This window comes from Ensifer sp. R1-3 (genome assembly GCF_056739175.1).
Genome location: NZ_CP096519.1, coordinates 14,344 through 28,561, shown reverse-complemented (window position 1 = coordinate 28,561; position 14,218 = coordinate 14,344). Strand labels below are relative to the sequence as shown.

Below are 14,218 nucleotides of genomic sequence, written 5' to 3'. Positions count from 1 at the left end.
CGGCTCTCGATCTTTCCTGTGTGTCGCGGTGAGGGCGGCCGACGCCAAGTTCATAGTCGCCGACCGGATTTGTCCGCACACGATAGAAACCGCTTCAAGCTCAAACCCGCCAGTAAAATGTAAGGCGGCATGGCGAGCGAATAGTGACCGCACTTCAGTTCCAAAACGTTCGGTCTAACTCCGGCGTCCTTCAGCTTCTGAAGGAGGCGTCTCGAAAGGTCGGGCAACACCACTTTGTCCCTCGTAGCCAACACGACGTGAAGTTCGAGATCGAACCGTGCCAGATTATGCGCGTAATTCTCCAAGTTGAGCGGACCCCATGCCCTTTGGAGATCGGTGAGCTCAATTACAGGCTCAAGACTATCACGTATTGATCGGGTCGCGCGCCCCGACCAAACCATGTCTGCGAGACTACCCGCCGTCAAAAATAACGAGGCCTTCGTTACGGCCGGATCATGCGCAGCGATCAATCCCGCAACCCAGGAGCCAAGGCTCATGCCGAGAACCGAGACCTCCCGATAGCCTTCGCTTTTCAGCCAGCGGATGAGCTTTCGCCCATCCCATACGGCCTGCCTTACAGACTGGATCGTTCGGCCGATATTCGAACTAAGCATATAATCGGCGTACAGCGAGCCGGGACGGCTGCGCTCGAAGTGATAAGGCATAGCAATCTCGACAACCGTGATCCCACGCTGCGAGAAGAACTTGGCAATCTGACAATTTCGGGCGCTGGCATTCCAGTGATGAAAAATCACCAATGCCTGATCGAGCGAGCCGCTCTCGGTGATTCTTGCCCAAACGACGTTGTTCTCTTCGATGTCAGTAGAAAGGTCCGATGGAAATTTGAGCCAGCCATCGTGCCTTTCAAAGCCCTGACCGCTCGCGCTCGGCGGTTCGAAGAAGCTTGGATCGGACACGGTCTTGTCCGCAAGGACACAAAATTCATCGAGTGTTTCGACCTCTTTCGCGCTTGGAAAGGCGCGACCGGCGTCAAGGACGAAAGCGGTTGTTTTCTTCGCTTCCTCACCGCGTCGGGCCCGCCGCTCGTCCCAACGATCAAGCCAACTATGATACACGTTGATTGCTTCCCAACTCGTTTGCGCGCCACCGCCCGAACTCTGGATCAAAGAGGCCGTATGTCGCGAGCAGCGTTCCGGTGCCTAGGAGGATCGAAAACCCGTCAAATGCATCGATCAGCAAGTAGCTGGCAAAGAGTAATGCTACGACCCCCGACATCTTCCACAAGTGCGAATGAAAGCGCTTTCCGAACCGTATGGAGCCGTACAGAAAGCCAACACAGGACGAAATAGCGACAAGGAGACTGCTGTAATGGGTTGGCATTCGATAGCTGAAGCTGTTGCTATCGTTTCTCTGCCCGTTGAAGACTGAAGACATATCGTTGGCTATCCAGGTCAGAATATCTTCGCCGTTCGAGGCCAGGTAAGCGCTTTGAGCCTTCATGAATATGGCGACTAGAACACCCAGAGCCGTACACCGAAAGATTCCGCGCATCACCCTGAGGCCGATTTCGCCGCCCGCGCGTCGATATTCCTCCGGGCGCATCTTCAATCCCTCTTCAATTCTCCAAAAATCGTGGAGGATCGTATGAAGCAGGATGAGGCCCGCGAAGAGCAGATAAAAGCAAAGGCACATGTAGAGGTAAGCGAGACCAGTGAACACAATGGTCATCGGCACCGATATGACTTCAGGGCGCACAATGGCTAACTTGCCCCAATCTACCGCATAGTTGCCACCGCCGTTGATCAATGGGATCAAGCACACGCCGATCCACTGAACAAGACCGGCGAACAAGACGCAGATCAAGAAAACCGCCCAGTATGTGTAGGAATAAGCTTGAACGTTGCGCGCCCAAGCATCGTCGCTTTCCATCTTCTCGCTATGCCCTGACAGCCTGAGGCGTCCTTCGTCTTTCCAGAAGACCAGCAGCTCTGTTACGAGTGCAAAAAACAGGGGCAAAAGCACCATGAAAAGGAATGTCCAATTCGGCGCCCAAAGAAACCCAACCTGCTTAACGACACCATCCGTGCGGCCATAAGTGGCGCTGTGGATCCCCACAATGTACGACAAAAACCCAAGCGCGGAGGCACCAGCAAATACCGAGGCGGGCAAGTTCAAGGGCGATCCACGGGTGAAAAGCGCCTCCGATATTCTTGCCAAGCTGAAACCCTGTCGGCCCGCAGGCTGTGTCTGATTATCGACCATCAACGGCGGCGGTATATCTGGAACTCGCAGCGCCGTGCTGCTACTCGCTTTCTTCGAATCGCGCCTCTTGGCGGCTAGCCGTGATTGCGCCGCGCTGAGCTCCATCTGCCATTCGCTGGTCGCTTCGGGATCGTCGCACCCAAAGATCCGCGCCAGCCAACGAATGTTGGAGGTGCTAATCCCCTTCTCGTTCTCTTGAAACCATAGCTGGACCGTCCGTAAATCGACCCCGATCCGGTTGGAGTCAATCTGTGAAATCGCCTCTGCCAGTAGCTCCGGCGTCCACGGGCCTTGCGGAAACCCGTCACTGCCTAATGGCCGGCCTGCTCCCGCAGCGGCTAACTGCTTGAACAGCTCCTTAAAATCGCTCCCGTCCATGGGCGGTGCGACAAAAATCTTTCCGTTCTTTTCCAATGGCTTATAGGCCCAAATTTCGTTTCGTTTCGTATCCTATCGTGCCTTCAGCCTCAATCAATGGTCTTAACGCCGGCAATGCAACTTGATCGGTGAGGCATTCCACCATGCTACTGTTGTCGTCATCCAGTTCGCCTTCGTCCCGTGGTACCGGCTCCATTTCTCCACGCCCGAGCACGGCTTTGAGTGCGTCAGCGACGCAGGGTGAGGCGGGACAAAAAGAAGAGAGTGGAGCGGAAACTGCGGTTGCCCTTTGCGACTTGATGGATCAGCATATCGCTGCGCTACGGGCGATCTCGGACGCCGTTCGTGCGTGGGATGAACTCAGGGCAGCCAGCGAGGTTACGAACGTAGCCTATGCAAACAGACTTTTAGGCGTTGTACGGGATGAAGAAGCCGGCCGACTGGCGATCGTCAATTACAGGCCGTGGGGCGATCGGGAATCGAGGCTGAAGCTGGCCTATATGGCGGCTTACCTGATCGCGACACGTGGCACCCTGAACGCCAATGAGATGAATGTCCTCTTGGAAGCCCCTCGCGATCGGCCAAGCACATCGGCTTCCTGAGCCTCCTTAATGTCGGTTGCATAATAGTGTGCGGAGATCACACTGCTGTCGATTATGTCGGCGGCGGTGTCCCGTATCGAACACTGCGTCGAACACGCCAGACGGTGTTATGTTATAACATATCGCATAAGATACCTTATGGAACTAACCCATTGATCTAAACGGTATTATCCGTCGCTGTCATGATCCTGAAGGTATTTTTCGACGAGTTCCGTCACTAGCTCTTCCATCTTGCCGATGCAGCGGCCGACGTCCTCTGCGTGCTTGCGTATGGTGGCGAGAGAAACATCTCTCTGCTTGCCTTCACGTGAGATCTTGGTGAGACGAGAACTGATGCGCCGGCCCTCCACCGAATAGGCCATTACAATCGGTGAATGCACGATATCGTTTCGCGTGCTGTAGAGGCTGCGCAGTCTCTCTGTCACTGCCATGATCGCGCGCCGCTCGTCCGTGCTCAGCTCAGAAGATCCAACAATCCGGTCGAATCGCCGGAGACGTTCTGTACCAGCACCTGCCGTTTGAAAAACGTGCTGACGAGCGGCTTCGAGGTTCCCATTGAGAATCACGAAAGCCAAGTCGACCAACATAAGATCAACTTCGGCCCATCTGATCGTAACTCTGCCGAGCTCTTGAAGCAGTTCTGGGTGGTTCTCGGTGTGCCACAGATTGCTGGATATCATCTGGCCCGCCAGCGTCGAATGGCGTTGGCGAAGTCAGGTCCGGCGCTAAATCCCCAAGCTGCACCAGATATCGTGAAGATCGATGCGCCCGCAACACCACCGAAGATACCACCGACGATGCCCGTCCCTGAGCCAATCATGAAGCCGATCAACGCGCCTCCGATGGCCCCCGCAATCCTTGCCTTCATTGAAACCCTCGCTGGCGCTATATGAACAGTTCTTGCTGTGCACCCTCGAGCGGCAACAGCGTCATAGATTCGGAGGAAATTGGCCGCTGCAGTTGTTTCGCGTCCTTCCACTCCGCAGTGAGCCACAGCTCGATCTCTGCCGGCTCCGTCAGGATGACCGGCATTGCCTTCGGATGGATCGGCTTCACAATCTCATTGGCGTTGCAAGTCAGGAAGCCGAATAGCTCGTGATCGCCACCGCGCGGGTTCTTCATCGATCCGCGCTCTCCCTTCCAGGGCGTCCAGATGCCGGCGAAGAAGGCGAGCGGTTCGCTCTTATCTAGCGCAAACCAGCGCGCCGTTTTCTTCGGCTTCGTGTCCTCGTACTCACAGAATGCCGTCCAAGGCACAATGCAGCGGTATTGCGGCGCCAGCCAGCGCCGCCAATGGGGTGAATCAACGTTGCGAATGTTGGTGACGCCGTAGTCGGGCTTTCCCTTCGCGACGAAAGGGGGTGACGGCATTCCCCAGGTGAGGTTCACCAGTTCGCGTTCGCCGTCGGCGCTGTTGCGAATTACCGGCCCGAGTTTGTCGGGAAACACTTCGATCGTCGGGTTCGCCCTGTTGGTCATGTCGCTTTGCGGCCTTGCAGCGTGCCAAAGCTCGTCGAACTCGACTTCGATCCGATACCGATTGCACATGCATCCCCCTATCCATCGCGGTGTGCCCTTCCGATCCGAAAGCCATTGCCCTTCGTATTTCCACACTTGGTGCATTTGAGCAGCGGCCGAAGGTCGTCTAGCGTAACATCGTGGCCATACTTGCCAGCGATGGCCCAACGGTCAACCCACTGGTTGTGGTCGCACTTGGCGCAGCGCGCGCCGAGCAACTGATCGTCCGCGAGATCGGCGAGCCGCAGATGACCGATGCCGCGATCCGGATCAATGGCTCCCTTTTCAGGGATCAGATCGATTCCGCATCGATGGCCCATCGCCCCCTCTCCTTATCGTCGGGGCCTTCCTACGAAGATTGTGTTGCCGTCGCGGTTTTCACATTTATTGCATCGCAGCTGCGGCGCGAGACGAAGGATGGCCTGCCTTTTGCCGAAGCGCGCCGCGAGAGCACCCCGGTTCAGCCGATCGATATGACCGCAGCGCCGGCACTTGCATAGGACGTCGCACCACTCAGGCAAGTTCGCGAATGTGATCTCGTCAGGGGCGCCGGCTGGGGCCGCATCACCAGCCGGCTCCGTCGAGAGGCAGACAACTCCCTTGGGGGCATCTCGTAGGTGAGCTTGCAGCGATCCCGGTAGACATTGGCGCTCTTTATGCAGCCGATCGCGGCGGAGATTTCACCGAGGAGCGCCGGCATGCTGCGATCCCCGATCCTGTCAAACAGCGCCTTGGCGTCGTATTGCCTCTTTACGCCGCACTCGCATTTGACGCGGATTCTCTTCCAGTAAAGTCGCTCCGACAACCACCACGTTCCGGATCTAGGCATGTTTCACCTTCCACTCCGGCCGGTGCTCCATACAGAACCATCGCGGTTCGGCCTTGCCTGTCGCAAACCCGAAGCTGCCCCACTTCTTACAGCCAGGATGCTCGCACCAATGTTCGTGATGCACCGATTCCTTGTGCGCGCTCGAGCCTGCTTCATCACTCAATGTCTGACACCTGCCGCGCTTTGTGAATTTGTTCCTAAAATGTTCTCGTTGGCGACGGCAGTCAATGTCGTAATTCCCTAAACTCGGCTACTTGCTATATTGCGCGCATGAACAGCGCGAATCCTCCAACGAAGCACCATTACATCCCGGCCTTCTACCTGAAGCGTTGGGCCGGTCCTGATGGGAAGGTGACCGAGTTCACGAAACCGCATCGCCGCGTTGTCGTAAAACGGATCATGCCAGAGAGGACGGGTTACCAAGAGCGGCTATATGAATTGAAGGGCTATGAGCCAGAGCTTGCGCAGCAAGTCGAACAGAAGTTCTTCAAGGCAATCGACACTTGGGCATCCGATGCTCTCGACATGCTCGAACGCCATGGTCACTACGCTCCGTGGAATTCGCACAGTCGATCCGCCTGGACGCGCTTCATCCTGTCGCTGCTCCTGAGGTGCCCCGAGGATATCGCTCTCTTCCGAGAATGGTGGCACACTGATTTCGGTCGAACGGACGAGGCTGCCGAGGCGAGGTATCGCGCTGCGCGGGACTCCGGTAACCCGGAGATGTTCGCCGAGTTTTTGAACAGCCGGCCGCTGGGCCTGAAAGAGCGGTATCAATACCAAGTTCTTTTCTCGCTGATCGACCACGGAAGCATCGGCGGCGAAATGAACGACATGCATTGGAGAGTATTGCAGACTCCGCCCGAAGCCCCGACACTACTGACCTCAGACCGCCCGATCTTGCGCACGAGCAGCATCAAAGGGCCGCAGAGTCATCTGGTACTGCCCATAGGCCCTAGGCTGCTCTTTATTGCATCTCCGGACGCCGACTTCCTCAAGCAGGTTCTTAGGGCGGATCAGGTCGGGCTGACGAAGGAGGTGAACCGCCAGGTCGCCGAGGGTGCCGCCAGGTTTGTCTATGGGGTCGACGAGAAGCAATTTCGCTCCGTGCAGAATCGTCTTGGGAAGACACCGCAGCCGAGATTGATGGAGAGTCTGATTGAGATGCGAATGGCAGATGCGAAGAGGTAATGGAATTTGTTGTGCTCCCCCGTCAAAAGAAGAGCCTACGAGTGGTGATCGTTGGGACATGAAATGAAGTCGGCCATGATTCTGATGTTGCTGGTGGCGCTCGCGTGGACGGCTTGGCGCCTTTCCGACGTGGAGCGCGAGCGGTATGCGTTGCTCACCGGCATATGCGATGCCACTGAGGTTCGCGCGATCGAATGCTTAAGGACCGCGGAACCGCGAATCAGCCGTTTTTGGGACCTTTACTACGGCCTGGTCGACTGATGGCGGCTTACTTCAGCAAAGAAAATCTCGACAAGCTCCACGCCGGTCGCACAGAGATGCACCAACGGTTCGGCGCCTTACGTGAAACGTTTGTCGTGCGGGTATATAGGTCCGATCGCGGTCGAGAATTTGCCTGCCATGGATTTGCCCGCCGGCTGGGGATCATGGTTCGTGCGGTGGATACAGTTTTCGAAAAGCTCCCTCCAGAGCTCGAATGCATCCCGGCCAAGAAGACCGTCGACGACGCGATCATCGCAATACAGTCCTTTGTGATGAACGCCTTCGGTTGTCTCGAAAACCTCGCTTGGATGTGGGTTTGCGAGCGGCCAGTCTGGAACGACGGAAAACAGTTGGACCTGATGAAGGTTGGCCTTGGCCCAAAGTGCAAAGAAGTCCGTGCCTCATTCACTCAGGAGTTCATCACCCATCTTGAAAACCGCCAGGATTGGGTCGACAAACACCTCAAGGGCTTTCGAGATAGCCTTGCTCACAGGATCCCTTTGTACATCCCGCCGTACATCGTCCCGCCGGAGAAGGTCGAGGAATACAACAAGATTGAAGTGCAATCAGGGCAAGCATTGCGTCAACTCGACGTCGTTGCCTATGAGAAACTGCAGTCGGCGCAGAAAGCCCTCGGGCTTTGGCGGCCATGGATGACGCACTCGGCAACTGAGAAATCGCCGGGTGCCGTCTTTCACATACAATTGCTCGCAGATTACATGACGATCGATGAATTCGGCCGTGCCATGCTTGAGGAAATGGCGCGGCAGGGTGTGTGACCGCTTCACGGCCAGCCCGACGGCTGCCCGCGATCTAAAGAGAATACCGTCGCGTCATCGGCGCGATCTCGGAGACCCTTGAATGAAGGATGCCGCAGCTTTTCGTCTTCCGTCCAGGCGCGATATTCGACCTCGGCGACAAGCAGCGGCCGGACGAAGACAACGCCCTTGCGCCGGAGCGCGACTGGCGGTTTGTCATCCTTAATCGTGTCCAGCAGCTCACGCAGCTTGACCGATTGTTGATTGCTCCAGCCAGTGCCGCAGCCGCCGACATAGACGAGCCGATCTTTATTCAAGGCCGCCAGCAGGAGCCGACCGATCGCGCGAGGTACGGTCGATGGCTCATAGCCGACGATGACGAAACTGTCGCGGCGCCTGCAGGTGATCTTCTGCCACCAGTCGCCACGGCCGCTGTGATATGTCTCTTCCCGGTGCTTGGCGATTATTCCTTCAAGACCATGCTCGCAGGCAACGCGGTAAAACTCGTCGCCGTCTCCTTCGACCTCTTCCGACAACCTGATGACACCTTTTCGGCCGGCGACGATCTGCTCGAGCAGCCGTCGGCGCTCGCGAAGCGGCTTACGCCGCAGGTCGTGCCCGTCGAGATAGAGCAGATCGAAGGCGAAGAAGAGGATTTCGCGCGGATCATGCAGGCTGGGTCTCCGGCCAAGAGCACGTTGCAATGCGCCGAAATCAGATCGTCCCTTCTCATCGAGCACGACCCCCTCGCCGTCGAGGATCATAGATTCATGCCCGAGTTCACGCGCTTCGGCAGCGATCTCTGTGAAGCGGCGCGTCCAATCATAGCCGCCGCGCGTGATGACGCGCACCCTCCCCGGCTCTACGTGAACCGCGAGACGGTATCCGCCCCACTTCACCTCAAAGGCCCAGTGCGGACCACTGGGCGGCGTGTCGACGAGGATTGCCACACATGGCTCGATGCGCGCCGGCATTGGATCCGGCGGCTGATCGGGCGGGTTTTTCGAGGTCGAACTCGCCATGCCGCATTAACGCACAAGTTCGCGAAAATGCACAAACGCCAAGGGCGCGGGCGCACGGTCGACCGTGTCGCGGTAGAAGCACCCCGCATTTCGGCAGACGCCGCTTAAACGGTTGATTGCAAAGGCGGCTACTGAAAATATGCGTCCGACAACCCACAGTAACAGCGATGGCGTAATTTAGATGTCAAAAATGGAATACCACTATCAGACCATGGGCCGGATTCTCTCCTTCCTCGTCCAGAGAGGACTTAGCCGTGTCGATTTCGATGAATCCGACGCCATGGAAATCTTGACGGAACGCTGGGGGTCTGAAGAAGAAGTGCTCCAAACCTTTGCCGACGTCCTGCACTGGATGAACAATGAAGGCTTGATCCGGGTCAGCAATATCCAGGAATACGAGGGTGGATACGCTTTCTCCGGCGTGCAGCTTACATCCAAAGGGGTCGCCATTATTCAAGTCAAGCCGAACGATCCTGAGCTCGGCGAGAGCATTGAGAAGAAAATCAGCGAATCCGGCTCCCTCGAAGCATCGGTCTACACCAAAATTGGCTCATTCGTCGGCGGAGTGATCGGTGGTGTGACGCAGGCGCTGTCGGGCTAATGCGCGCGCAAGCCTCGGAGGTCCAAGGGCGACCGTGACTAGCTGCTGCGCAATAACACATCGAGCCCGAGCATCGGTGCGGGACAATACCCCTGGCAACGGATTTGATTGCTTAGATCCTTCATTTCGAGGAAGGTCTGCTCGTCGCCGACATGGATGACGAACCGGCCGCGCTGATACTCGGGATCAATCGTCGGTGTAATGTCGAATAGGTTTCCGTCTGACCCACGCACCACAGAGTGCGCCGTATAACCGAAATCATCGGATCCATAGGAGGCGTAAGCTAGCCAGCCACGCACCGCCGTACATCCAGGATGGTGTTTTACCCAATGATCGACGTTTTCGTGGCACTCGGCGACCTTGGGCTTCCAAGCACCAATTGACGCCTCGATAAACGGCACGCGGACGCCTGCTTCAGCTCTAGTGCATATGTCGCGCTCGTATCGCCCCGCATCATGCCCGCTCCTTTTCCAAGGCCGTATCCATGTAGAAATCGAGTCAACCGGCGCTGGAGACAGCCTCGTGAAAACAGGCGCGGAGCTTGCCCCGCGCCTGCACGGGGTGACCTCAAGCCAAGGCCGGAGGATTGGCGACCAGTGCGTCCGCCTCAGTGGCCAACTCAATCACATGATGCACCAGAAATGCATCGATGAGATAGACGGCGTGGTCCGGCGTCATAGGCAACATGCCTTCCTTGAACAGATGATTGTCGATGTAGTGACCGGCATCCCAAAGTGATCGGGTCAGGTCCTCATTTTCCGGCTCTATCCGGTCAATGATCTTCTCGAAGACCGTGTTGGCGGCCTCGATAAGCACGGCGCGCGCCGCGCCTCCTACCGGCACGGAATGGCGGCATGGGAATCCATGACAAGCATTCCTCTTAGGGATTGGCGCAATTTCTCATCAGCATTATCGGTCGCCATCCGACGCTGGTTCTTAGTTTGGTGGCCTATCAAGACGCCAGGCGCCACCTTATGCTCACATGCGCACGGGCAGGATACGGGGGAACTTCGCGGATGCAAACCACAGCGGAAGGTTCTCCCCGAATTTTTGATCCGCCGCGCAAGCAATTAGCTCGGTGCAGTCATCGCAGCGACCGCCGGATTGGAGTGATCAGTGCGCGGGAAAAATGCGCGTCATGCGCTCGCGCAACGCCTCCAAGATCCGCTCGGCCATGGCTTCAAAGGCCCGCCTGTCATCCTCAGACAGCCGTCGGTGCGGCCACCTCTCGATAATCGTGGCAAAGTCTTCCGACTGCCATGGCTGAAAGGAATAGGATGTACCGTCAGAATGGGCGTAGACCTGCGTTCCGCAGGGTCATGATCTTGTCGTGCAGGGCCTTTTCCTCCTCAGTCCATTTGATGAGTCGTGAAGGGAGGCCGGGCAGGCTACGCGCCGGCGTGAACGGCCGGGCGTAGGAAACGATCAGCGATGTCGTGAAGGCTGATTGCTGCAGGTAGATGCTGCCGCGGCGTTCCCACTCAAACGAATGCCAGCCCTTCTTGATCAGGAACCGCGCGCATTGCAGCGCATGCGCGATGTCCATGCACGAGATTCGCAGCTTGTTATACTGGCGCTTCTGGTGCGGCTCGAGGTCAATGAGCATTCGACAGCCTAGCGCTGGCAGGCGCTGCGGCTTGGCGCAGTGGCAAGGGGTGAACCTCATGCGTCACCAGTCGTGCTACGTCAATTGCTGAGCCGAGGGCAACCTGAGTCATGTCCAGCCAGACTCGCCGCATACGAATTCGAGGTCCGACATGAGCGTCCGCGTCGTTGGATTGCCCCTTCTGCTTCTTTTCGGGGTTAAGACTTAGCACTGGCAACTCCTCAGTGCGCTTTTCCATTCTCCGTCCAATGCCCTGGCGATGGGCCTGGCTCAATGTATCGGCCGAGGGAGCGAAGATATGCGACAATTTCCAGCAGGAGGAAATCCCGGTCCCCGAACACTTCACCGATGCGATCCAGCTCGTCAGCCGCGGCGTCCATTTCCTCGAGGTCGCCGAGAACGTAGCAGTCGTGGCCGATCGCGCATATGTCGCAGCCGGCCTCGATCACCGCGTCGACAAAGGCGGGGATCTCGCTTTCCAACATAAGCCGCCCAGATTCACGTTTCGCCATTCCGTTCATCCTCTTCAAACGCTCGGCGGCCCGGAGAGAAATGGCGCGGCTGACGCCGCGCCATTGCCGCCGTAGCCGCTCATTCCGGTCTTCCCTAGCCTGTTGAGCAAGCTGAAAACGTCCTGCAAGGTTTCTTCGTCGAAGCCTCGCAGCTTGTCGATGCAGGCCAGGAGCAGATCCACTTTGCTTTGGTTTTCGCCCCACAGATGATGAGCTGCCGGCGCTAAAAGCTCTTCCGGACTTGCCCCGAGCACCTCGCAGAGATGGATCAGACGGCCGACCGTCAGGCGGGAAACGCTTGTTTCGTAGCGTGCGTAAACCGCTTCGCTGAGACCAAGCAGGGGCGCCAGTTTCGAGCCTGAGAGGTTTCGCCTCTCGCGGGCTTCCCGGATGCTGGTGCAGGTGTTTTCTTCCAGCGCGGCACTGAGCGTAATTCGACCGTCGGGAGGTGGTAACCGATACACTGCTTTGTCAACGTCCGGATCATTGACTTGTTGCAAGCCGAGATCCGGAATCCTTTGCTCCAGCGACGGTCCTGCCATTCATCCTACCGGTCGTTGTTCATGGTGCAGACCACTTTAATGGAAGTGGTTGCTTTCTTGGAACCCTCAAAACGTCTTGGGTGGTATCAATTTGGCGCATCACTGACGCGACCCCGCTCTATGCCTTCGGCACGAAGACCGCAAAAAAGCGTTCTTTGCCCAATATGGTAACGATCGGTTGCGCAAGAGCCGCTTCGCGGCCTTCACGTCATGACTGCATCAAATTGCCTATGAAAGCCGTTTACAGCTTGCGGTGAAAACAGCATATTGCCAAGCGGCAACGACAATCGAGAGTTGGTCGTGGCAAGTTGCTAGCCCTTCTTGTCATGCACCACGGGGCCGTCCTGATCTACGAGCCAGGGCGGCCCTTCTCGTATCTGAAATGGCGACCGCCAGACGGCCGGCTTTGCCTTCCTGACGGAGGGAAAGAGGGCGCTGCCCTCTCTCCCTCACAAGGGAAAAAACGGTCTCCCCGTCCTTCCTCCCCTCGCCTCCGGCTCGCTCCGTGCAGGATCGACGCAATCCGCATGCGCGGATTTTTCGTCGCCTCTTCGGCTTTGGCCTCGGGCGGGCGAACCCCCTCCGTTTTGTTCCCTTGCCTCCCTCTCTCCCGCTGCTCCGCGCGAGCTCGGGGAGCAGGAGCGGGGCTCCTGCCCCTCGGGCAGACGCTAGACCGCTTCACGGCATGGAAAGGGCTAGAAAATGGTAAGAGCAAACACCGCTTATGTGCTGGACCCGGAAACCACGATCTTTAAGCCGGTAGAGCTTCGGGTCGATCTGGGCATCCGACCGCTTTACGCGATTATCGGCTGCCGCCTGCTGGAGGTCGTGCGGTTCGATGAAAGGCACACGCTTTTCGTCGACGAAGAAGGTCTGCAGGACGGGTTGACCGCCTTCACGATCTTTGAAGACTTCCCGCAGCCGATCGCAGGCAAGATCGTGCTTGTCGGCAGCGATGGCAGCACGCCTTACACGTCCCCCCTCATCAGCCCTGAGGATGCAGCGAAGCATTTCAAATGCTTCCGCCCCGTCCTGGACCCGGTTTTCGCAAAGGCAGACGAGATTTCGCCGGGGGGTATCATCATCGCCGGTGCGCTCGCAGGTTTGCAATGCCGCATCGAGCGCCGCGCCCCTACCCTTGTCGAGGGAGAGGCATGATGAAAATCGCGGCCCTCGAAAACAACATCCTCGCCATCGTCGCAGGAACCTTCGCCGCAACCATTGCGGCGGAGGACATCGAGCCGCAGCTTCATGCGCTCACCCACTTTCCCGACCGGCGCGCAAGGTCAGAGCTTGTGGACCTGGCCGAGCGGCTGAATCAGTTTGGCGCCTATGTCGTGGAGCTTTGGAACAAGGCTTGTGAGCCGATCCCGGAGGCTGAAATCGAAGCCTTCGCGCGGCGGCATGTCGATTTAACGCGCCGCTGTTGGGCGGCGGCAGGCCGTTGCATGAATTGGTTTATTACCGGCCCTGCCCGCTTTCCCGTGGCCCGCAACGAAAAGCGCATGCGGATTTCGGATGCCCGCCGCGCCGATCTGAAGGCGCACGAGGCAATGGCCCGCAAGTCCGCCAAGCGGAAGGCCTACCCGCACGGCACGGACGATGAGCCGATCCGATCTGGCGATCCGGTGGCGATGCAGCGCATCGTTACCCGCATCGAGGAGCTGGCGCTTTCCATCGACCGGATGAAGGCCGCCAACGCGATCATCCGGCGCATGGAGAAAGACCTTGCTAGCGAAGAGGACATGATTGCCGCCGTTGTGGCCCATACCGGCCTTTCCACTGACGCCGCAGCTAGTGGCATCAAGTTAGCGCCGTGGCAGTCCCGGCGCGGCTTCACCACGACTAACCGCCGCGCCGAGCTACGCCGCCTGCAGCAACGCCTTGGGGCGCTTGCAAGGATGAAGGAGCGCGGCACCCAAAGCCAGGAGGTCGAGACGAGCGCCGGCGCCGTCGAGATCAAGGAGAACGCCGACATCGCGCGAATCCAATTGATCTTTCCCGGCAAGCCGGACGACCCGACGCGGCGTGTGTTGAAGGCAAACGGCTTCCGCTGGTCGCCCTCGCAAGGCGCTTGGCAACGGCACTTGAATGAGTCCGGACGCTGCGCCGCCCAGCGCGTGTTGAAGACGATCAGCGGCGCCAGCGCCGCCTGATCACTCGCCCCAATCTAAG

At 57.9% G+C, this 14,218-nt stretch carries 20 protein-coding genes; 8 read left to right on the top strand and 12 right to left on the bottom strand.

The genetic code is table 11. The features are described 5' to 3' along the window. Window positions 1-50 precede the first annotated feature (50 nt). Together M1D43_RS31705 and M1D43_RS31700 are read right to left on the bottom strand one after the other, a co-directional pair. Window positions 51-1,076: an RcgR family putative quorum lactone hydrolase gene (locus M1D43_RS31705; protein ID WP_498815162.1), complete on the bottom strand. Its 1,026-nt coding sequence runs from the start codon at window positions 1,074-1,076 to the stop codon at window positions 51-53. Continuing rightward, window positions 1,066-2,637 (bottom strand): RcgA family putative transporter, encoded by a 1,572-nt coding sequence (locus M1D43_RS31700; protein ID WP_498815161.1) that lies wholly within the window; start codon window positions 2,635-2,637, stop codon window positions 1,066-1,068. The genes M1D43_RS31705 and M1D43_RS31700 overlap by 11 nt, the downstream gene beginning before the upstream one ends. 263 nt (window positions 2,638-2,900) lie before the next feature. Between M1D43_RS31700 and M1D43_RS31695 the strand changes: the two genes are divergently transcribed. Then, entirely contained in the window at window positions 2,901-3,203 is a 303-nt protein-coding gene (locus M1D43_RS31695) for a hypothetical protein (RefSeq protein WP_498815160.1), read from the top strand. Window positions 3,204-3,370: 167 nt separating this feature from the next. On the opposite strand, the gene M1D43_RS31690 is transcribed toward M1D43_RS31695, so the two are convergent. From M1D43_RS31690 to M1D43_RS31680, 3 genes are read right to left on the bottom strand one after another with little or no spacing between them, the layout of a single operon-like run. Then, the gene (locus M1D43_RS31690; protein WP_498815158.1) at window positions 3,371-3,883 is read right to left on the bottom strand and encodes a hypothetical protein; all 513 of its coding nucleotides are present in this window, start codon (window positions 3,881-3,883) and stop codon (window positions 3,371-3,373) included. Further along, window positions 3,880-4,071 (bottom strand): hypothetical protein, encoded by a 192-nt coding sequence (locus tag M1D43_RS31685; RefSeq protein WP_498815156.1) that lies wholly within the window; start codon window positions 4,069-4,071, stop codon window positions 3,880-3,882. Before M1D43_RS31685 ends, M1D43_RS31690 begins: the two co-directional genes overlap by 4 nt. Window positions 4,072-4,088: 17 nt before the next feature. After that, complete coding sequence (locus M1D43_RS31680) at window positions 4,089-4,751, bottom strand: SOS response-associated peptidase (RefSeq protein WP_498815206.1); 663 nt, start codon at window positions 4,749-4,751, stop codon at window positions 4,089-4,091. 218 nt (window positions 4,752-4,969) lie between these two features. On the opposite strand from M1D43_RS31680, the gene M1D43_RS31675 reads away from it, so the two are divergent. Beyond that, on the top strand, window positions 4,970-5,221 hold the full coding sequence (locus M1D43_RS31675; protein ID WP_498815155.1) for a hypothetical protein: 252 nt from the start codon (window positions 4,970-4,972) through the stop codon (window positions 5,219-5,221). Window positions 5,222-5,542: 321 nt separating this feature from the next. On the opposite strand, the gene M1D43_RS31670 is transcribed toward M1D43_RS31675, so the two are convergent. After that, window positions 5,543-5,713 carry an EsV-1-7 cysteine-rich motif-containing protein gene (locus M1D43_RS31670; protein ID WP_325052260.1) on the bottom strand — a complete coding sequence of 57 codons (171 nt, stop codon included), beginning with the start codon at window positions 5,711-5,713 and terminating at the stop codon, window positions 5,543-5,545. 107 nt (window positions 5,714-5,820) lie between these two features. Here M1D43_RS31670 and M1D43_RS31665 point away from each other — a divergent pair, with 107 nt between their 5' ends. The 3 genes from M1D43_RS31665 (at window position 5,821) to M1D43_RS31655 (ending at window position 7,781) form a co-directional block, all read left to right on the top strand. Further along, window positions 5,821-6,741 carry a DUF4238 domain-containing protein gene (locus tag M1D43_RS31665; protein WP_498815154.1) on the top strand — a complete coding sequence of 307 codons (921 nt, stop codon included), beginning with the start codon at window positions 5,821-5,823 and terminating at the stop codon, window positions 6,739-6,741. A gap of 63 nt (window positions 6,742-6,804) precedes the next feature. Then, window positions 6,805-7,002, top strand: coding sequence for a hypothetical protein (locus tag M1D43_RS31660; RefSeq protein ID WP_015241486.1), 198 nt, complete (start codon window positions 6,805-6,807; stop codon window positions 7,000-7,002). Then, complete coding sequence (locus M1D43_RS31655) at window positions 7,002-7,781, top strand: hypothetical protein (RefSeq protein WP_498815152.1); 780 nt, start codon at window positions 7,002-7,004, stop codon at window positions 7,779-7,781. Before M1D43_RS31660 ends, M1D43_RS31655 begins: the two co-directional genes overlap by 1 nt. A gap of 5 nt (window positions 7,782-7,786) precedes the next feature. Here M1D43_RS31655 and ligD read toward each other — a convergent pair whose 3' ends face one another. Beyond that, a complete protein-coding gene (gene ligD, locus M1D43_RS31650) occupies window positions 7,787-8,782 on the bottom strand; it encodes a non-homologous end-joining DNA ligase (protein WP_498815151.1) in 996 nt (331 codons plus the stop codon). Window positions 8,783-8,972: 190 nt separating this feature from the next. On the opposite strand from ligD, the gene M1D43_RS31645 reads away from it, so the two are divergent. Next, window positions 8,973-9,383: a hypothetical protein gene (locus M1D43_RS31645; RefSeq protein WP_498815149.1), complete on the top strand. Its 411-nt coding sequence runs from the start codon at window positions 8,973-8,975 to the stop codon at window positions 9,381-9,383. 38 nt (window positions 9,384-9,421) lie between these two features. Here the strand turns inward: M1D43_RS31645 and M1D43_RS31640 are convergent, their stop codons facing one another. The 5 genes from M1D43_RS31640 to M1D43_RS31620 all read right to left on the bottom strand — a co-directional run bounded on the left by M1D43_RS31640 (window position 9,422) and on the right by M1D43_RS31620 (window position 12,043). Further along, window positions 9,422-9,784, bottom strand: coding sequence for a hypothetical protein (locus M1D43_RS31640; RefSeq protein WP_153500159.1), 363 nt, complete (start codon window positions 9,782-9,784; stop codon window positions 9,422-9,424). Between the two features lie 166 nt (window positions 9,785-9,950). Next, the gene (locus M1D43_RS31635) at window positions 9,951-10,199 is read right to left on the bottom strand and encodes a hypothetical protein (protein WP_498815148.1); all 249 of its coding nucleotides are present in this window, start codon (window positions 10,197-10,199) and stop codon (window positions 9,951-9,953) included. Between the two features lie 469 nt (window positions 10,200-10,668). Continuing rightward, on the bottom strand, window positions 10,669-10,989 hold the full coding sequence (locus tag M1D43_RS31630) for a hypothetical protein (protein WP_498815146.1): 321 nt from the start codon (window positions 10,987-10,989) through the stop codon (window positions 10,669-10,671). A 221-nt stretch (window positions 10,990-11,210) separates the two neighbouring features. Then, window positions 11,211-11,501 carry a Y4lK-related protein gene (locus M1D43_RS31625; RefSeq protein WP_088202843.1) on the bottom strand — a complete coding sequence of 97 codons (291 nt, stop codon included), beginning with the start codon at window positions 11,499-11,501 and terminating at the stop codon, window positions 11,211-11,213. 14 nt (window positions 11,502-11,515) lie between these two features. Next, window positions 11,516-12,043, bottom strand: coding sequence for a helix-turn-helix domain-containing protein (locus M1D43_RS31620; RefSeq protein WP_498815145.1), 528 nt, complete (start codon window positions 12,041-12,043; stop codon window positions 11,516-11,518). 702 nt (window positions 12,044-12,745) lie between these two features. Between M1D43_RS31620 and M1D43_RS31615 the strand changes: the two genes are divergently transcribed. Together M1D43_RS31615 and M1D43_RS31610 are read left to right on the top strand one after the other, a co-directional pair. Next, window positions 12,746-13,201 carry a DUF3846 domain-containing protein gene (locus tag M1D43_RS31615; RefSeq protein WP_498815143.1) on the top strand — a complete coding sequence of 152 codons (456 nt, stop codon included), beginning with the start codon at window positions 12,746-12,748 and terminating at the stop codon, window positions 13,199-13,201. Between the two features lie 137 nt (window positions 13,202-13,338). Continuing rightward, complete coding sequence (locus M1D43_RS31610; protein ID WP_498815142.1) at window positions 13,339-14,199, top strand: DUF8626 domain-containing protein; 861 nt, start codon at window positions 13,339-13,341, stop codon at window positions 14,197-14,199. Window positions 14,200-14,218 lie beyond the last annotated feature (19 nt).

What these genes read in the sequence shown, in the direction of transcription:
- M1D43_RS31695 (WP_498815160.1), top strand. Translation starts at nt 2,901, where the DNA reads ATGGATCAGCATATCGCTGCGCTACGGGCGATCTCGGACGCCGTTCGT.
- M1D43_RS31690 (WP_498815158.1), bottom strand. Translation starts at nt 3,883, where the DNA reads ATGATATCCAGCAATCTGTGGCACACCGAGAACCACCCAGAACTGCTT.
- M1D43_RS31685 (WP_498815156.1), bottom strand. Translation starts at nt 4,071, where the DNA reads ATGAAGGCAAGGATTGCGGGGGCCATCGGAGGCGCGTTGATCGGCTTC.
- M1D43_RS31680 (WP_498815206.1), bottom strand. Translation starts at nt 4,751, where the DNA reads ATGTGCAATCGGTATCGGATCGAAGTCGAGTTCGACGAGCTTTGGCAC.
- M1D43_RS31675 (WP_498815155.1), top strand. Translation starts at nt 4,970, where the DNA reads ATGACCGATGCCGCGATCCGGATCAATGGCTCCCTTTTCAGGGATCAG.
- M1D43_RS31665 (WP_498815154.1), top strand. Translation starts at nt 5,821, where the DNA reads ATGAACAGCGCGAATCCTCCAACGAAGCACCATTACATCCCGGCCTTC.
- M1D43_RS31660 (WP_015241486.1), top strand. Translation starts at nt 6,805, where the DNA reads ATGAAGTCGGCCATGATTCTGATGTTGCTGGTGGCGCTCGCGTGGACG.
- M1D43_RS31655 (WP_498815152.1), top strand. Translation starts at nt 7,002, where the DNA reads ATGGCGGCTTACTTCAGCAAAGAAAATCTCGACAAGCTCCACGCCGGT.
- ligD (WP_498815151.1), bottom strand. Translation starts at nt 8,782, where the DNA reads ATGGCGAGTTCGACCTCGAAAAACCCGCCCGATCAGCCGCCGGATCCA.
- M1D43_RS31645 (WP_498815149.1), top strand. Translation starts at nt 8,973, where the DNA reads ATGGAATACCACTATCAGACCATGGGCCGGATTCTCTCCTTCCTCGTC.
- M1D43_RS31630 (WP_498815146.1), bottom strand. Translation starts at nt 10,989, where the DNA reads ATGCTCATTGACCTCGAGCCGCACCAGAAGCGCCAGTATAACAAGCTG.
- M1D43_RS31625 (WP_088202843.1), bottom strand. Translation starts at nt 11,501, where the DNA reads ATGGCGAAACGTGAATCTGGGCGGCTTATGTTGGAAAGCGAGATCCCC.
- M1D43_RS31620 (WP_498815145.1), bottom strand. Translation starts at nt 12,043, where the DNA reads ATGGCAGGACCGTCGCTGGAGCAAAGGATTCCGGATCTCGGCTTGCAA.
- M1D43_RS31615 (WP_498815143.1), top strand. Translation starts at nt 12,746, where the DNA reads ATGGTAAGAGCAAACACCGCTTATGTGCTGGACCCGGAAACCACGATC.